This is a genomic window from Paenibacillus sp. PvR133 (genome assembly GCF_017833155.1).
Classification (GTDB): Bacteria; Bacillota; Bacilli; order Paenibacillales; family Paenibacillaceae; genus Paenibacillus; species Paenibacillus polymyxa_B.
This window is the reverse complement of the sequence record NZ_JAFIBS010000001.1, coordinates 2,600,615-2,619,811: the sequence shown is the minus strand read 5'-3', so window position 1 is coordinate 2,619,811 and position 19,197 is coordinate 2,600,615. Positions and strand designations below refer to the sequence as shown.

Annotated in this window: 6 protein-coding genes; all 6 read right to left on the bottom strand. The window is 49.3% G+C overall.

All coding sequences use genetic code 11. The features are described 5' to 3' along the window. Window positions 1–28: 28 nt before the first annotated feature. Window positions 29–4,948 (bottom strand): condensation domain-containing protein, encoded by a 4,920-nt coding sequence (locus JOE49_RS11535; RefSeq protein WP_209941229.1) that lies wholly within the window; start codon window positions 4,946–4,948, stop codon window positions 29–31. After that, the gene (locus JOE49_RS11530) at window positions 4,945–12,567 is read right to left on the bottom strand and encodes an amino acid adenylation domain-containing protein (RefSeq protein ID WP_209941227.1); all 7,623 of its coding nucleotides are present in this window, start codon (window positions 12,565–12,567) and stop codon (window positions 4,945–4,947) included. Before JOE49_RS11530 ends, JOE49_RS11535 begins: the two co-directional genes overlap by 4 nt. A gap of 83 nt (window positions 12,568–12,650) precedes the next feature. After that, window positions 12,651–13,799, bottom strand: a complete 1,149-nt coding sequence (locus JOE49_RS11525) for an archaeosine biosynthesis radical SAM protein RaSEA (protein WP_028543130.1) — start codon at window positions 13,797–13,799, stop codon at window positions 12,651–12,653. Window positions 13,800–13,801: 2 nt separating this feature from the next. After that, window positions 13,802–15,208 (bottom strand): condensation domain-containing protein, encoded by a 1,407-nt coding sequence (locus JOE49_RS11520; protein WP_209941225.1) that lies wholly within the window; start codon window positions 15,206–15,208, stop codon window positions 13,802–13,804. Between the two features lie 13 nt (window positions 15,209–15,221). Then, window positions 15,222–16,253, bottom strand: coding sequence for a class I SAM-dependent methyltransferase (locus JOE49_RS11515; RefSeq protein WP_028543132.1), 1,032 nt, complete (start codon window positions 16,251–16,253; stop codon window positions 15,222–15,224). Next, a complete protein-coding gene (gene uvrA / locus JOE49_RS11510; RefSeq protein ID WP_209941223.1) occupies window positions 16,250–19,165 on the bottom strand; it encodes an excinuclease ABC subunit UvrA in 2,916 nt (971 codons plus the stop codon). The genes JOE49_RS11515 and uvrA overlap by 4 nt, the downstream gene beginning before the upstream one ends. Window positions 19,166–19,197: the final 32 nt, after the last annotated feature.

The following is a 19,197-nucleotide window of genomic DNA, read 5'->3' as shown; positions in this document are numbered from 1 at the left end:
TAATTGCCTCCTTTGAATGAACCGCACGTTAATGGGATACCTTAGACAGGTTGGACACACTACTAGCAATGGTCTTGATTATTTTGTGATACCTTTCCAGCATAGAGTGGACATAGGAAGATTCCAGCAAAGCGGTATTCCACCTCAGGGAACAGGTCAGTCCGGTTGTTGATTTCACGACTGACAGTTGCAGTGCTGCTGGCTCTGAGGGGTATACACGCAATCCCACTTCCCCTCCCTCGGGTAAAGATCTCGTTCCATCCTCTGTGTAAAAGACGACGTTATAACGTGATGAACCCTCCCTCCCGCTCTTCAACTCATTAGGGTCCAGCAGCAAATGAAACGGATATAAAACAGCTTGAAGCGCAGCTTGATGTTTGTCCTTCACTTTTTCTAGCAAAGGATTAAACGACGAAAGCCCCTCCATCGAAACTCTGACTGGCACAGGATGCTGGATACATAAAGGTACTCCGCTGCCCTGAACTGGATGTCCTTCGGGATGCATGACATAGATCAAAAGCTCCTCCGCATGCGTTAATTGCCGCAGCAGCAGGAAATAACAGGCGAATAGAACGTCCGTAACAGAACCTTCATGACTGGAGGCAAAAGCTTTTAGAGCTTCAGTCTCCTCTGTGGCGAGAGGCACTTCAATAGAAGTCCACTCGGGTGTTACAAAAGCTTCTTCCCCGCGTTTGAACGGCAATCCGATCGGAGGAAGCGGCTTTTGCAGTGCCTCAGTCCAATACGCCTTTTGAGGCTCCAAATATCCTTCCTGCAGCAACCGTTGTTGCCAATAAGTAAAATCAATCTGCGAGATGGACTGAAATATGTGGGCTGTATCCACTGCCGAATCCGTAACAGCAGCGGAATAGCGAATAAACAGTTGTTCCAGCCAACCTTTCAGATCGAGGCACTCCGTTAGTAATGGATGAACGGCGACGATCAATTGGCATCGTTCGTTGCTGTCACAACCCAAGCGTATCCGGTACAGCGGACCTTGTCGTAACTCGAACGGGTTCCGATACTCCACAGCCACACAATGTTCCGCCCAAGAAGCTGCATCCCCCTCTAGTACATCTGTAAATTTGTAATCCAACGGAAGACACGCCTGCACCTGCTGAGTCGGCCCGGCTGTCTCTTCCCTAAAGGTTGTTCTGAGCGTGCTGTGTTCGGCTTGCAGTTCTTCCAGCACTCTGGCAAATAACGTTTGATCCACCTTGCCTTTCCACGTTGCATGAACGATCACATTATTAGTTGATCCTCGATGTCGCCATATCTGCTTTTGATAAAAAGACAAAGGGTGCTGCTCAGCCTCCGGTGCCGGGCAAATCGCAGGAAGCGCAAAAGTAGAGTCCTTTCCCTGCCGTTTCTGTTTCATCTTCTCCGCTTCCTCAGGTGAAAAAATCCGGTACTCCGCTAAAGCTTGCTCAGGCTGGTCCACAATCTGGTCGATCAGGCTGAGCAAATGTCCTGCCAGCGCAGTGATCGTCTGTTCGTGAAACAAACGGGAGTAATACTCAAAGGTACATTTCAGTTCCCCTTGCATTCCCTGAAAAATGTCGAGCTTTAAATCCATGGTTGAACTGTGCTTGGCCCAGTCCACCATGTTCAGCGTTAAATCTCCCATCGTAAATTGGGTTTTCTGCATCCCCTGATTATGTAAAATAAGCATGGTGTCAAAAATAGGGTTGCGTGAAAGATCGCGCTTCTGATCCAGATGCTCCACCATTTTTTCAAATGGATAATCCTGATGATCATACGCGGCTATGGTGCGATGAGCCACCTCCTTTAAGAAGTCCGTAAAGCGCCGCTCACCCGCTGGAGTATTACGAATAGGCAAGTAGTTGGTAAAAAGTCCTATCGTATGCTCTACACCCGCATAACGTCTGCCAGCAATGAGGGAGCCTACAATGACATCCTCCTGCCCTGTGTATTGATAAAGCAGCACATTGTATACAGCAAGAAGCGTCATATACAGCGTAGCGCCATGCTCCTGTCCCATCGCTCGCAAGCGTTCAGCGACCACTTTGTCAATCGTGAACGAGTACACCCCCCCTTCAAAAGTCATCACAGGCGGCCGGGGATAGTCACTGGGCATTTTCAGAACAGGCAATCCTGACTCCAGTCCTTCCGTTAACGTCCTCAGCCAAAATTGCTCCTGTTGCAGCATCTGCTCACTTTGCAGAAAAGCATTTTGCCATACCGCATAGTCCTTATATTGGATACGCAGCGGCGGCAGGTTCTGCCCGGCATAAAGACTGGTAAATTCCCGAATGAGGATCTCCATGGAAACGCCATCCGAAACAATATGATGCATATCAAACATCAGCAAATGCTTGTCCTCTTCATCACATTCCTCCGTTAATGGCAGCAAGCGTACCCGAAGTAAAGGAGCCTCTCCCAGGGAAAACGGCTGGACAAATTCCTCCATCAGCTTTTGTACATCTGCTCCCTTTGGAGCCACACCCAGCGATATAGCAAGCTCAGCCTGCGGAAGAACACTTTGCACAATTTCATCCTCCGCAACATCAAACACCGTCCGAAAGGATTCATGGCGACGAATGATCGCAGCAAAAGCAGCTTTAAAGCGTTCCACATCCAAGCGTCCCGTGATCGTAGCCGCTCCGGGCATGTTGTAACTCAAATTGCCTTCTGCCAGCTGCTTCAAAATAAACTGACGGCGCTGCGCATTGGATACGGGATAAAATGCTTGTGGAGACACAGGTTCAATGGACTGGTAATCCGATTTTTTTTCACCTGAAATAAGCTGGGCAAGCTCACGAATGCAGGGATGCCCAAACAAATCAACCAATGTAATTCGTGTATGGAATACCTGGCTTATGGCAGTAATCAGATCTGTTGCCAACAGAGAGTCCCCGCCAAGTTCGAAGAAATCCGCATCCACAGACAGCTCGTCAATGCCTAAAATTCGGCCCCAGATACGTGCCAGCCTGTCTTCTGTTTCCGTCGGAACATATCCGTCACCAAAGGAAACGCGTGCTTCGCTATAAGCTGACACCTGTTCATCGCGGTTGCTGCTTCTACGTTGGATCGGCGGCTCCACCCAATATCGTTGCTTCTCCCAAGCGTATGCAGGCAAGGGTACTTTGACACACCCACCTACCGGATAATCCTCCGCCCAGCGCCTGTTCTCCCCGGCAACATATCGCCGGGCAATCATCGGGGCATCATCTGTATCCAGCGCCATTTCTACCAGGGACTCGCTGCACATGGAACAGAAAATCCCCTGCTGCTCCAGCCCTGTTCCATCCTGACGAACCAAAGCATCATAGGCCTGTTTGAGCTTTGTCCAAAGGCTGCGTCGATCCGTGACCGGAATCGCCAGCCGATAAGCATGATGCTCTCTGCCCGTATTCAGGACGTAACAGATATTTTCCAAAGGCGGAATATCGTCATTCTCCAAAAAATCAATATATCGGGCAGTCAATCTTCGCAGTGAATCCTCACTGTATGCCGAAAGGGTAAATACACGCTCCCCACCGCAGGGTAGATCGGAGGACGAAGAAAGGGAGGGCCTGCTTCCCTGATAATCCTCCAGTACCACGTGACAATTTGTACCGCTTAATCCCCATGAACTGATACCTGCCCTCAGCGGAATTCCATCCTCACTTCGCCATTCGGTTAGCTTCGTATGGATGTAGACCGGAGAACTATGCAAGTTCATCAACGGATTAGGATAAGCAAAATGCAGGGTGGGTGGAAGCTGCTTATGCTGTAAAGCCATGATCATTTTGATTAATCCTGCCATGCCTGAAGCGGAATCAAGATGACCGATATTGCTTTTGACCGAGCCGATACCGCAAAATTGTCTGTTTTGCGTATACCTGCGAAAGGCATTCGTAATCCCCTTAATTTCAATCGGATCTCCAATTTTGGTCCCCGTTCCATGGGCCTCGATGTAAGAGATCGTGGAAGGGTCAATGCCCGCACGCTTCCACGCCTCTACAATCACTTCTTCCTGAGCTCGGGCATTCGGGGAGGCCAATCCGTTGGAGGCACCATCCTGATTGATGGCACTTGCTTTAATCACGGAGTAAATATAATCGTGATCCCTCTCAGCTTGCTCCAGTGGCTTGATCAGAACAACACCACAACCTTCGCCCCATCCCGTACCGTCGGCATCCGCGTCGAAGCTGCGTGATTGTCCTTGCGGAGAAGTAATCCCCAGCCCGCCCGGCTCCATCCTGGTGGGTAACGCACCAATGGCTACCCCACCCACCAAAGCCATGCTGCAATCTCCAGCGCGTAATCCCTCACATGCAAGATGCAAGGCAACCAGGGAAGACGAGCAGGCGGTGGCTACACTCATTGCAGGACCGGACAGATTCAGCGCATAAGCGAGACGGCTTGCGATAACTGGCGGGAAATTCCCGACAAAGGCGGTGGACGACTCGCTTTCGATCAGCTCCTTGTATCGCGCTTCACTATAGCCGACATATACCCCCACTCGTGAGCCACGAATGCGTTCACCACCATACCCTGCATCCTCAATGGCCTCATAACCGGTTTCCATGAACATACGCTGCTGCGGGTCCATATATTTGGCTTCACCCGGAAGAATATTAAAAAATGCCGCGTCAAACGTATCAACTTCCTCCAAATAGCCTGCCGGCATATATGGCCCTTGATTCTGTTCATCCAAAAAGGGACGAATCTGCTCCAAACGTGAGCTAGGAAACGTTCGTATCCCATTCAAACCGTTGACCAGATTACTCCAATATTGTTCCTTGTTATCTGCTTGCGGGAACCGTCCGGCTACGCCGATAATGGCTATATCCCTGTTGCGGTTTATTCCATCGTGGGCTGCGGACGATGAAGCAGTTTTGAGCCGAACCTGATATTGCTTGATCAGAGAATACGCATGCTCTTCGGATAATTCCTGTTTGGCTACAAGCTGCAAAATGGCTTCAACAAACGTATCCCTCATATGCTTTCATATCCTTTCATAGCTTCATCCACTGAAATAGCGTCCTCCTTTACACGCTTGATCAGGCTTCGTAAATCCTCGTCCGCTTCGTCCGCGCCGGAAACTTCGACCTGTAAGTGCGGTGCTACGTCCGTCACTTCTCTTGTGCTGGCAGCATGCCTGTTTTCCATAAACTGTGCCAGCTGCGCAACTGTACCGTACGAGAACAAATCCCCGGCCTCCACTTCGGGATCAACCCGTTCATTCAGAAGACTCAGCACTTTCAAAATAAGCAAGGAATCCCCGCCGATTTCAAAAAAATGTTGACCTACATCAATTTCCTCGTATCCCAGCACCTCTGCCCATATTTGAGCGATCTGCTGTTCCAGTTCTGTGTAAGGCTCTGTTGTTTTCCCTTTCAGACTGACCTTCACATCTGTCACCGAACGGTTAGGCTCTACAGATGGCAGAGCTCCTGCTTCCTTGGTGGATTTAGCTACAGCTCGGCGTCGACTCGTCAACATATCCGGCGCAAGCTGAATTTTCATCATCGGCGCCCATTCACGCAGCTTCTGTGTATCAAACTTGCCGATTGCCACCTGATCCAGCGGATAAGACAAGCTCATGCGGAAAGCAGCCAGCGCATCTGATACAGGCATATAGTCCATGCACCCTGGTCCAGTGAGTCCCTCCCACGCATACCAGTTGATCGCAAGCGTCGTTTGCCCCTGCATGTTACGCTGTGCGCTGAAGGCATCCATAAACGCATTGGCAGCCGCATAATCTCCACCGCCAGCTCCGCCCCATAGCGAGGCTACCGAGGAGTACAGAACAAAGAAATCTGTCTCTTGTTCCGCCATAAGCTTATCCAATACCAGCGTTCCGTGAATTTTGGGGCGAAGCACCTTGCGAAAATCACCCAAATTCTGAATCTCCAGCGGACGACTGGTGTCGCCGCTAGCTGCCGCACAATGAACAACTCCCTTAACGGGGCCATAACGAGCTTGTACATCGTCAAAAATGTGTTGCATCTGCCTATAATCAGCCACATCTCCCGCGTAATAATGCACCTTTGAGCCGTGTTTTTCCATGTCTGCAAAGGCCGAAAGCTTACGGTAAATTGCGGCATCAGCCTTCCTTTGCACCGGATCATTTATGATGTGTGACCATTGCGATTTTTCCGGCAGCTCCGTTCGGTTCAGGATGACTAGATGGATCGGAGCTTGCTCGGATAAATACCGGCTAACCTCCAGTCCTAATCCCCCTGCGCCTCCAGTCACGATATACACGGCACCCGGACGAACGGTGATGGAACGCCGGGGTGGAATACCCGGATGATTCCGATTATCTGGAGTGCTTACCGTATCCGATTCGAGACGAGACATACCTTGGATGTAACGCTCCTGACGGATGACAACGAATGAATCCGTTTTGTTTTCTTGCAGCTCGGTCATGATCAGATCCGCCACTTGCTCGTTGGTGTGGTGGAGCGTTTCGACATCCAGTCCGAAGCATTGCAATTGTGGATGCTCCTGAGAAATAACTTTGACCAAACCGTGAATCGCCGCTTTTTCAGGTGATACTTGTTGCTCGTCCGATATCCGCTGGGTAAAGTTCGAAACCACCCGCAAGTCCAGCGTTTCATGCAGACCCTGATGCAGTAATGCTTTAGTCAGAAAATAAAGACTATAGACACCTGACTCCAAACCTGCATCCACTGTTTCAATGTTGACTGGGGTTGACGGGGTGACTGTACAGGTCCAGAGATGAACGATACCGTTCAAGCGCTGGTTATGTTGTCCCAGTTCATTCATGAGTTGAATATAATCTGCTTCTACACCCGGCTGGATGGTGTACTGTTGATCGTTCCGTTTTTCAAACCTTTGCCCAGCCTCTACAGTCACCACAGGATGACCGGAGCGCCTCATGCGTTGCACCAGTTCCTCACCAATCCCCAGCTTGTCTTTGAAGATTAGCCAGTTTCCTTGAGCCAACACGCCTTCTCTTGTCTTCTTCAGTTCTTTTTTAATCCACCGAACACGGTACATTAAATCTTCAACCCTGCTCACTTGTTCTTGCTCGCTCATTCGACCGATAATCAGCGCGGTTTCGGCCTCGGCACGGTTTGGCAAATGCATAGGAAAGGTTCGTACCTCCGTGAATCGCTCCTCCTTCAACAACTGCCCCCATGTTTCCGTCGTAACCAGCGGAGAATCCTTTCGTATGTCCTGATCCTCGAACAGCCACCATCCCTCCGTCATGCCCCAGACGAGATTTTCCGCAGGCTCGTTCTGCACTTTTTCGATCATAAACAGTGCTCCACCGGGAGCAAGCACCTTTTTCAACTGGGACAAGGATGTTCGTAAATGGCTTGTGGCATGAACTACATTCAGGCCAATAATGATATCAAACTGTTCTGGCACAAAGCCTTGTGCCACAGGATCTTCTTCAATATTAAAAGTCTGATATCGAACAAACGGGTAAGCTGCAAACTGCTTTTGCGCTTCCAAAATGATGCCCCGGCCCAAATCGGTGTAGCAATACTCGACTTGACGATTTGCTATGGCTGGGAAAAGAACCTTGCCCACCGTTCCCGACCCAGCCCCAACTTCCAGAATGCGGAGCCGTTTTCCCGCTTGCGCTAAAATATGCTGCTTTAATGCGTCCAGCGCCATCGTCTCACACAGATCGCCCAGCGTACGTCCCTGATTGGCAAAGCCCGCCAGGAATTGCGATGTACCATCGGGAAACAGCACACTCAGGGGTGACCTTTTCCCGGTCAGCACAGCCGGATAGGCGTCCAGACAATACTTCAACACCTTGAATGTTCCCGCAAATGCCGGATATTGTTCCACGTATTGGTTACATAAGGCTGACAGATCGGGAGCTGACCCTTCAAGGGTTAGCGTGATATTATCACCGTCAATGCAGATGTAGCCCTGTTCTTCTACGAAACGCAGCATGAACCGAAATAGACGCTGATATGTGGAAGTAATCCCTATCTTATGCAACATTTCTGGCTCTTTATATACTTTTCCGGGTTCCGTGAGCGTCCCCCATTGTCTGAATAATCCGATAATAAGCTGGGCCGCAAATTCATCAACCGCCTTTTTATAGCCCTGTTCTACCGCAAAGCCGCTCTCTTCCAATAACCGTTCACCAAATTGGAAAACCGCCTCGGTAGCCTGCCAGAAATCAGGAGATTCCTCCTGCGTGTCAGAGGTCAATTCCGCACTAGTTGGTACATGCGGTGGTTGCTGAACTTTGGGTTCAACCCAGTAGCGCTTCTCTTCAAACGGGTAGCCTGGAAGAGGGACTCGCACCCGGTTTTGTCCGTGATAATAGTCCTCCCACTCCAGCTCCCTTCCTTGCATATACGCCTTTGCCATATGCTCCAGCGATTCCGCAGGCTGTACCCTATACGGCTCAGGGCTGTTCCCTGTTTTTGCTGTCGTATTTACGTATATTCGTTCGCGATCCGGTAATGCCGAAGCTGCATCATGATCGCTCTGCTCCACGAACAGCATGAGCTTACGCCGTAATTCTTCCTGCGAGCCGACGACGGTAGCCAAACGGCAGGCGTCGTTTCCACGGCTGATATTGGTACAGTAACAAATGTCTGCCAAAGCTTCGTTGGTATTTCCCAGATAAGCTGCAAACCTGTCGGCATAAGCGTAGAGCGCTTGTTCAGTCCGGGCTGACAAGGTGAATACATATTCCTCGCCCAGAGAATGAACTTCTCTTTGAATCGCATATTCCTCCAGCACAACATGGCAGTTCGTTCCGCTCAAGCCAAAGGAGCTTACCCCTGCACGACGAATCCCGCAGTCTGGCGTCCATTCCTGAAGTGACCGAGCAACATAAACCGGAGAATTTGCAAAATCAATATGTGGGTTAGGCACTTTAAAATGAAGGGATGCCGGAATCTGACGCTTGGTGATGGCCAGCACTGCTTTTATAAACCCGGCAATCCCTGCCGCTGAATCCAGATGCCCGATATTGCTTTTGACGGAGCCTACCGCACAGAACTGCTTACGATCTGTGTACCGTCCAAAAGCCCGTGTAATGCCCTCCATTTCAATAGGATCACCTAGCTTGGTGCCTGTCCCGTGCGTTTCGATATAAGAAACCGTCTGCGGATCAATCTCCGCACGCTTCCAGGCCTCTTCAATCACTTCAGCCTGCGCTGCCGCATTGGGAGCTGTGATCCCGTTGGAGCGACCATCCGAGTTAGCTGCGCTTCCTTTGATTACTGCGTAAATATAATCACCATCAGCCACCGCCTGCTCCAGTGACTTCAGTACAACAGCGCCAACCCCTTCGCCACCGCCTGTACCATCTGCCGATGCGTCGTACGCCTTCGTCTTTCCATCAGGTGAGGCGATTCCCATATTGAAGAGATTTTCATCCACCATCGACAAATACAGATTGACACCACCAGCCACGGCCATTTCACAACCGCCGGACGTTATCTCCTGTACCGCATGATGTACGGCGATGAGTGAAGAGGAACAGGCTGTATCAATAACCTCCGCCGGGCCTGTCCAATTGAAGGCATAAGCAATCCGTCCGGCAATCACAGCCTGCAAATTCCCCGGAATTGCGGAAGGCTCTACCTGTTGCATAAGGTCCATATATTGCGGTGTGCCTGTCCCTACGAACACTCCTGTCTTCGAGCCGTACACCTCTTTTTCCGAGTAACCCGCATTCACCATCGCTTCCCATACAACCTGCAACAGCAGACGCTGCTGCGGGTCCATCATCCGTGCTTCATTAGGGGATATTTGAAAAAATGATGCATCAAAGCCATCAATTCGATCCAGATATGCCCCTTGTGGCAACGATTTTGACTGCCCGACTACATCATCTGAACCCTGAGCAATATCCTGTAACCGATGGGCCGGAATGTCGCGGACGGCATCCACCTCGCGACACAGATTGTCCCATAAGTCATCGCAATTGTCCGCCATAGGGAAATGGCAAGCCATGCCAATCACAGCAACATCACCGTTTCGCCCCTTGCTTCCAAGCTCAGGTCTGTGGTTATGTAGTCGTTTTGTTTCCGTTTTGCGAAGGGCTTCGGTAGGTTGCTCTACACCGCCGAACTGAATGATTTTAGCCTGCATGGCGATCGTATGATGTGTAAAGAGCTGTGGAATCGTCAGCTGAACTTTCAGCAGATGGTGGATTCTGCTTTGCAGTCGCACGATAGACAATGAATTTCCACCTGCTTCAAAAAAACTTTCCTCCACACTAACGACAGGTACGACCAGCAGCTTCTTCCAGATCTCCGTCAGCTGTTCTTCTAACTCATTACGTGGTGCCACATATGCACGGGTTTCGGTAATTACAATCTGGTGCAGAGGCAACGCTTTTTTATCCACCTTGCCGTTCACTGTGACGGGCATGGACTCCAAGCAGACGATATGAGTCGGGACCATATAGCCCGGTACATGCTGCTTCAAGTACGACTGGACATCGCTCGTTCCGACCGGAGATTCTTGCCTGGCTCCCGATTTTTTCAAGGTATAAAAGGCAGCAAGATCCTCGGTTCGTTCCTCTGATCCATGCGGAATGACCACGGCTTCTTTGATGGACGGATGACTTCTGAGAACAGACTCAATCTCCCCCAGCTCCACACGCATCCCCCGGATCTTAACCTGATCATCGGACCTGCCGACAAACTCCAGATTGCCGTCGGGCAACCATTTCACCAGATCGCCTGTTTTATACATCCGTTCTGTTTCGGTCCCAAACGGATTCGGCACAAAGCGTTCTGCCGTCAAGCGTGGATTGTATAAGTATCCGCGCGCCAGTCCAGCGCCAGCGATGAACAGCTCTCCAGTAGCTCCGAAGGGCAGCAAGCGTTGCTGTGGATCCAGAACGTATACCTGATAATTCAGCAGAGGCTTACCTATGGGTAATGTTGCTCGCTGCTCTACAGGCAGACATTCATACAGAGTTGTATTAATAGCCGCTTCCGTCGGGCCGTAAATGTTGAGCAGCTTGTCTATGTTCAGCTTATCGCGTAATTGCTGTACCAGCTCGCCGCTGCAAACCTCACCTGCCACCATGATAAAAGCAAAGTGATGTTCGATATCTGTCACCTGTTCTAACAGCACTTCCATCAGTGAAGGTACGGTATTCAACACGTTAATCCGTTCCTTCCGTACCAGTCCCCAAAAGGCGCTTGGATCGGTTTTGGCTTCTTTTGGAATCAGATACAGTGTCCCGCCTGTAGCTAACGGTAAAAAAATCTGCTGCACAGAGGGATCGAATGTGAACGGAGCCATCAAAACATGTCTCAACTGTTCATGGAAGTCATAGCTGCGTTTCAGTCCAGCCAATTGATTGACAATATGACGATGCTCTATCACCACCCCTTTAGGCGCTCCCGTCGAGCCTGATGTGTATATGACATACGCTGTATGATCAGGTCTACCCTCAAACGGTAGATTGGACGGCTCCCCCGCATATAATGCAGGATTGGATAGATCGAGCACTGTTCCTTGAAAAGCATGGGTATCCACATGCTGTGGAGGTGAGATCAACAACTCCATCCGACTATCCGTTAAAAGCTGCTGTACCCGCTCTACTGGAAACGTCGGATCTATCGGACAATACGCCGCTCCAGCCTTTAATACCGCTAAGATGGCAATGATGACCTCCGTCGTCGGCTCAGCCATGATGCCCACGATATCATCCGATCCCACTCCGTGACGTTGTAAAGTATGGGCCAACTGATTTGCCTTCGCATTTAGCTCTCTATAGCTAATGCGATACCCTGCCTCGACCACAGCAGCTTGTTCAGGCGTTGTCATCACCTGTTCTTCGAACAATTGATGCAGCAAGGTCACACCCGGCAGCTCTACAGCCGTCTGATTTAATCCATGTACCAGAAGCTCTCGTTGCTGTGGAGCCAGCATATTTGCCCCATCATCCTCCAGAGAGACCGCCGATTTCTCAGGCCATTGAGCCAGAACATACAGCAAATTTACAGCAAAGGATTGGACTAGCGACAACGAATACACCTCAGGCCGATAAACCAGTTGCAGCATTCGGCCTTCTTCGTTTGGTACAAGCTTGATCATCAGATCAAACCGATCCAGGTCCTCAGTCACCGTTTGTAATCCCTCATCCACACATGCCATTTGCCACAGTTCTTGCAGTTCTCTCCCGTGAACGGATGTCCATTTGTTATAGAGAAGGGGCACAGAAACATCCTGATGATTCATCGTTCGAGAAAACTCGGCCTTCATGTCTTCGTTAAGCTCACGCCAGGTTCGGCTTCCCTGAACCCGCGGCTTGAGAAAAAGCACATTTCCCCGCTTGGGTTCGGACTGTATAAGCGTCGTCGTGCCGATACAAATATCCTCTGACTGCGAATAGCGATAGACCAGCCCTGACAGCGCCGTCAGGAACAAAATAAAACGTCCCAACTCCGAGCCCTTCGACATTTGATCCAATTGACGAATCGTTTCCCTGGGAATAACCATTTCGAGCGTTTCCTTGCGAGCCTCCGGCTGATGGTTAGACTTGCTTCTGCTTGCAGGCAGTAACTCCCTCGGCAGGTCTTGAGACCATTTTTCCATCCAATATTCTTCAATGATCCGGCCTTTCAAATGTGTACTTTTGTCCATACACACTCCCCTCTCTGTCAACCGTTCCAGGCCTTCATGAGCTGACGAATCTACCATATCTTCCAGTTGATAATCTCAATGAATCACTTAATTAATTCACTATTCAAAATGCTCAGTCTTTCCTCAAAAGGAGGATGCACGTGATTCAGTTCCTTCTTCCATTCAGCCTTGCAGCTGCAATCCAGATGGTCCAGAACGCTCGGATCAAGAGTGTGATTATACTCCTTCAACGCCTCCATTACTCGATCACTGCAATGCGGACAATTGTAAGGCACCCCGACAGGAGAAGGATAGAATTGGAACAAACCGACGATGATCTTGCCCAAATGCGCCGTCCGTTTTACCACCTCAACGATGCTCCAGAGCCATGCCGGTTTATAGGCGCCCTGGTCACTTAAATATTGCACCAGTGTATAATCCTGTACGGTACAGCTTTCCAGTGAAACGGTCGTCGTACCGAGCTCAAAAGCATGCTCAATCGTTTGTACGGCATGTTCGATAGCCTCTTGTTCCGTAATAAAGGGCGGCTTCAGCAACACATAGCTACGTAAATTCAGCTCCTGGGTCACCAAGCGGGCGGCCTTATCAAATTGCTTTAAGGAAAAGCCTTTGTTTATGCATACATACCGCAAAAAGTCGTCAATCATTTCGAGCCCCATGGCGACTTCCACATGCTTATCCGGTAAAAGGCGCTTAATTTCCGCCATATTTTCTTTCGTTACAAATTCGGGTCTGGTTTCGATGACCAGCATTTTGATCTCAGGCTTTTCTCCAACCATGCGTATGATTTCCCACAGCGCTTCAGCCGGAACTTCATTGTCGTTGAGAATGGAGCCGTTATTATATAGATTGAGTAAAGGATATTTGCTAAAATCAATCCGCTTAAATTCCTCACTAAATTGCTCCAAATAATAATGGGCAGAGAGAGGGCCGTCTTTACGTGTTTGCTTAGCCAAATGACCGCACATGGTGCAGCCATTTCCGTTTTTCAGGGCCCACTCACATCCGTTAGACATTAAATACATGACTGCGCGTTGATAGTTTTTTCCCTGAAAGTTTTCCTCACGAATATCCGTTTCTGTAGCTACTTTGTCCAAATGATACTGTTCATCTGGAATTTTAGCGTGAATCTCCTTCATTAGATTGGCGATGAGTCGGTAATAGTGGGCGGTTTCTTTCGTGGTCATCCATTGATAGGAATCCATTTGTTCCCAAGCTTTCGGCTTCTTCATCTTCATACACTCCTTTTCAAAGTATCCGGGCTATAGTCAAATTCAATTGCCCAGACCTCTTCCAGTCTCTTTTCCATCTCCGTCAAGGAGTGAATATTCTGAATGGCATAATCTCTTTCTGTAACGATCAGCCTGAGTAAAGCGATATAACGTTCACATAACAGTTCAATCGCGGACGGATCATATTTTGAGGGCTGATACATGATTTGGATGGCTGTTTGCTCCATTTGATGAATGCTCACCAGAAGTGAATAATCCGTTACGCTATGGCCAGAAAAGGATTCCAAGGTCAATTCACTCTGTCGATTGATCTCCAGCGGATAATTTTCAATCACAAGCAACGTATCAAAAAGACGCTCTGTGCTTCTGAAATTGCCGTAAGACTGTATATCCACAAGCGGTGTTGTTTCGTAGGGCTGTCTCGCTACGCTGGCTTGCTGAATATCGAGCAAGGCTTGTTGCAGCGTATCTCCATTGCCTGACTGTAACCGTACAGGAACCGTGTTCATCAAAAGCCCCACTACCCGTTCAATTCCAGGCAGGCTGCTGGAGCGGCCAGATACCGTCGTGCCGAAAAGCACATCCTGACGTCTGCTGACCTTTTGCAGCAGAATACCCCAGGCCGCTGTAAAAAGGGTACCTACTGTCACGGATTCTTCCTTCGCAACAGCTTCAAGCCCCCTCACCAGCTCCGATTGCAAAACATACGATTCGCAAGCCGTATCGCTTATTTCTGAGCTAGAAATTGTATCGGGTAAACACAGGGGCTGAACCTCATATCCAGTCAGGTAAGCTTGCCAAAATGCCTTGCTTCCGCTTCTATCCTGCGTACCAAGCCATTTCACGTACTCTCCAAAACGCGGCTTGGCTAATCGTTCTGGCTCCCGGCCTGCACGCAGCGCATCATATGCCCGGATAAACTCACCCAGCACAATGCCATTACTCCAGCCATCCATCACAATATGGTGGTTGCTGACCATCATGATATGACGATCATGCGCCAGCCTAAACACCGTAATCCGCAGTAGGGGGCCCTCGGACAGGTCAAATCCTACAGCACGGTCTGCCTCGCGAAGCTCCTGTAGTACCGTCTCTTGCTCCACCTCTTCCATTTCTATGAGGTCATGGAAAGTGAAAGATAGGACGCGTCCTTTCAGGACAATCTGAACCGGGTTCTGGATCTTTTCCCAGCGGAATACGCTTCTCAGCACTTCATGCTGTTGAATCGTCCATTTCCACGCCTCACAGCAGACAGATAGATCAAGCTGACCCTGCAGCGTATAGCTGTATTGCTCAAAATAAGCTCCTGTATCCTTGTCCCGTAAATAGTGGTAAAGCATTCCTTCCTGCATGGGAGTCAAACCAATGACATCCTCCACACGTGTTTTGTTCAATGGACGGTGGCTCATGGTTGTCTCCCCCTTACAATTGAATGATGGTGCCAATCCCATATGCGAACAGTCCCTCTTGCGGGTGACGAATAAACGGCTCTCGACAGCCCGTTGGGTCTACAAATTCCTCAAAGGAGGGATAACTTTGTTTCACTTCATCCCAGAAAACGCCAACATCATAACCTCTTCCCCACGTTTCAGGCCGCATGCTGATATCATGAAAAGCAATCATGCCGCCCGGTGCCACCAGCTCTTGATACATACGAAAATCCGAACTCACACCACCGTAGGAATGATCTCCATCAATAAATAGAAGGTCAATCTGCCGGTCTCCTAAAACCTTTTTCAAGTCCTGTTTGGTGGAGCAGTGAAATGAACGGTCTCGAATAAAAGAAAACTGCTGTCCCGTGCTGCCAAAGCTGGAGTAGAGCTGTACCTCACTGTCATCCTGACCCCCTCCATACGGTCCACCCGGATAATCAATACTGACGAGCAACGCGTCTGGATCGGCCAGTTGACTCAGGCAATAAAACACACCGCCGCTGGCTGTCCCGATCTCAACGACTGTTTTAGGCTTTTGGCCTTTCACGACCTCCAGAAAACGACGCAGCTCATAGGGATTCTGAATGGCTGGAAAAACAGGTACATGCTCGGCGACACGCTCCAAAATAGCTCTTAACCGGATAGATTGCGGACTGGTCACGTCTTCTTGAAGATTTTCCGGGGAAAGCAGTTCGAATAACTCGGGCACGATGACCTTAGCCAAGAGTCCTTCCACATCAGGTTCATCTTCTCCGTCCAGTAGCCATGCTTCTGGCAGCCGAGGAAGCTTGTCCTCAGGATTTTCGCCTTTTTCAATGGCTGCTTTGAGAAGATTTGCCTGTTCCCGTGTTAGCTTCACATACCCAGGCTTCCATGCATGAATGAGTATAAAATCCCCCTTTACCTTGATGTGATCCAAGCCAAACTTGTGCACCCATGGCAGATCGTTGTATCGCTTTTGCAGATAATAATTTAGGGGGCCTGTCGGGAGAATGCGTAAATGCTCCAATCTGTTGCTCATGCTCTCACCTCTTTCTCGTCGTAATCCATTCCTAAGTTACGTAAAAAAGATCCGGTATGGGAGTGCTCACAGGTCGCAACCTGCTCAGGCGTTCCAGCTGCCACTAGCTGTCCACCTCGGGTGCCCCCTTCAGGGCCAAGGTCTATCACATAATCTGCTGTTTTGATCAGATGCAGGTTATGTTCAATGATGAGTACGGTGTTGCCCTCATCCACGAGCTGTTGAAGGATAGTTAGCAGTCGCTGAATGTCGTCGGGATGCAAGCCTGTGGTCGGTTCATCCAAAATGTACAACAGGCTGCGCCCTTTTTTTAACTGACTTAGCTCCTCTACCAGCTTAATACGCTGGGCTTCCCCGCCAGATAATGTCGTGGCAGACTGACCCAGCTTCATATAACCAAGACCCAATTCGTTCATGAGCTTCAACTTGCCGTAAATATCCGGTTGGTCAGCGAAGAAAACAGCAGCTTCTTCAATGCTCATCTCCAATACATCCGCGATATTCTTCTCGTGATATGTAATTGCCAGTATATCCTCGCTGTAGCGTCTGCCCCGGCACGTTTCGCAAACCATTACAACGTCAGACATAAACTGCATTTCAGTGACGATCACCCCGAGTCCTGAACAAACTTCACAGCGTCCACCCGGTGAATTGAAGCTAAAATGTGCACTCTTTCGTTGGAGTTGCTTAGCTATTTCTGTCCTGGCAAACAGCTTTCGAATGGCGTCAAACACCCCCACATAAGTAGCCGGAGTGGATCGCGATGTCCGTCCAATTGGCTTCTGATCGATACAGATCACCTGATCAATCGACGCTTCTCCTTTCAGCTCTACATCGTGCTTCAGATATGCAGATTTACCCTCCAGGCGAGAACGTAATTTCCCATATATAACGTTATGAACCAGCGTGGTTTTCCCTGATCCTGATACCCCTGTAACACAAACTAAACAACCCAGTGGAATTCGTATATTCAGGTTCTGTAGATTGTTCTCCCTGGCTCCCAGCACCTCAAGATATTTCCCGTCACAGGCCTTTCTTCGTTGGGTGGGAACAGGAATACCTTGCTTGCCGCTCAAATATTGTCCTGTCAAAGACTTCGAATTGCTCATGACTTCTTCCACCGTACCCTGTGCTACAATTTCACCGCCGAGCAATCCTGCGCCAGGTCCAATATCAACAAGATAATCCGCTTGGGCCATAATCTCCTCATCATGTTCGACGACCAAGATGGTATTTCCCAAATCCCGTAGTCTGTGAAGCATAGCTATCATTTTCCCGGTATCCTTCGGGTGTAATCCAACACTGGGTTCATCCAAAATGTAGATCATGCCCATCAGCCCAGAGCTTAATTGGGTCGTCAAGCGTACGCGCTGTGATTCACCACCCGAGAGCAGGGTCACCGGACGGTTCAGATTTAAATAGTCCAGTCCCATATCCAGCAGCAGCGTCAAACGAGTCTTGATTTCCTGTAAAATGGGCTGGGCCACAGCCGCAAGACTCTCGAAAACTTGAGGTGCCATTCGCAGTAGTTCATCACAGCCTGCATACAGCTCAACCAACGGCATGTTCGAAAAATCGCGGATCGTTTTGTCCCCCACACGATATAGCAGTCGTTCTGCCTTCAAACGTGCTCCTCCGCAGCTCGGACATACTTGTTCCCGCATCACTTCCTTGTCTTCCGCTTTCATAGCGCTCATTTCATCCTTGGCATTAGCGTTAAAGCGCTCATAAATAAGATTCACAATACCTGCAAATCTTTCGTGCATCAGCTTGCCACCTGTAGCAGGATTCTCAATTGCAATCTTTTCCCCTTGAGTACCGTATAGCACAGCGTATAACGCCTCATCTGGCAGATCCTTTACCGCCGTGCTCAGTTCAAAATGATATCGGGTCGCTAGTCCCTCCAAAATTTTTCGATTTTTATGAAATTTCTCTTGCTCACATTGCCAGCCAAGTAGCTGAATCGCTCCTTCAGCTAGACTTTTGGATCGATCAGGAATCACACGTTCCAGATCTACTTCATAATGAGTGCCCAGTCCTGTACAAGTCGGACAAGCACCCAAAGGACTATTCGACGAGAAAGCCCCTGCCGAAATTTCACTCGCCACCATGCCACAACAGGAGCAGCCAAAATTCAGATTACATACGAATCGTTTATCAACCACAGGTCGAATTTGAATCCAGCCATCTCCTAAATCCAGTGCTTTATCCACCAGAGCTTGGATATCTTTTCGTTGCTCCACGGAAGCTGAAATCGTAATTCTGCCAACCAGTACCTCCAGCTGACTGTCTCCTTTTCCTAGACGTACTGCCTGTGGAGACATACTGGAAAACAAAACCTCAGCTTGCTCTATATCCAGCATTTTTTGATTCCAGCTTAATTGGGTGTAGCCTTTTTTTTGTATTTCCTTCAGCAACGCGACAGGCCCTTCATGTGGCATGGAAAGGATCGGCGCATAGATTTCTATTGAAGCATCAGGTGAGCATTGGAGTACCTGCTCCGTGATTTTTTTCCTTGTCTGTACAGACAGTGCTTCCTGACAGTAGGGACAAACCGCCCGACTTGTTCGTGAAAACAACAACCGGACAAAAGAGGAGATTTCGGTCAATGTACCCACGGTTGACCTCGGGTTGCGCGAGACCGTCTTTTGCTCCATCGCAATTGCCGGAGACAACCCTTCGATCAAGTCCACATCCGCCTCTTCCGTTTTTCGCAAGCCCATTCGTTCATATGCGGACAGCGACTCCATTAAGCGTCGTCGCCCTTCCGCATATAGTGTATTGAAGACAAGCGATGATTTACCCGAGCCGCTAACTCCCGTGAAAACAACCAGTTGATCTCGCGGAATCCGCAAGGAGATATTTTTCAGGTTGTGCTGTCTTGCACCTTTGACAACAATGTAGTTTTGCATGCTAAGCCCACACTTTTTCATAAATTTTAATG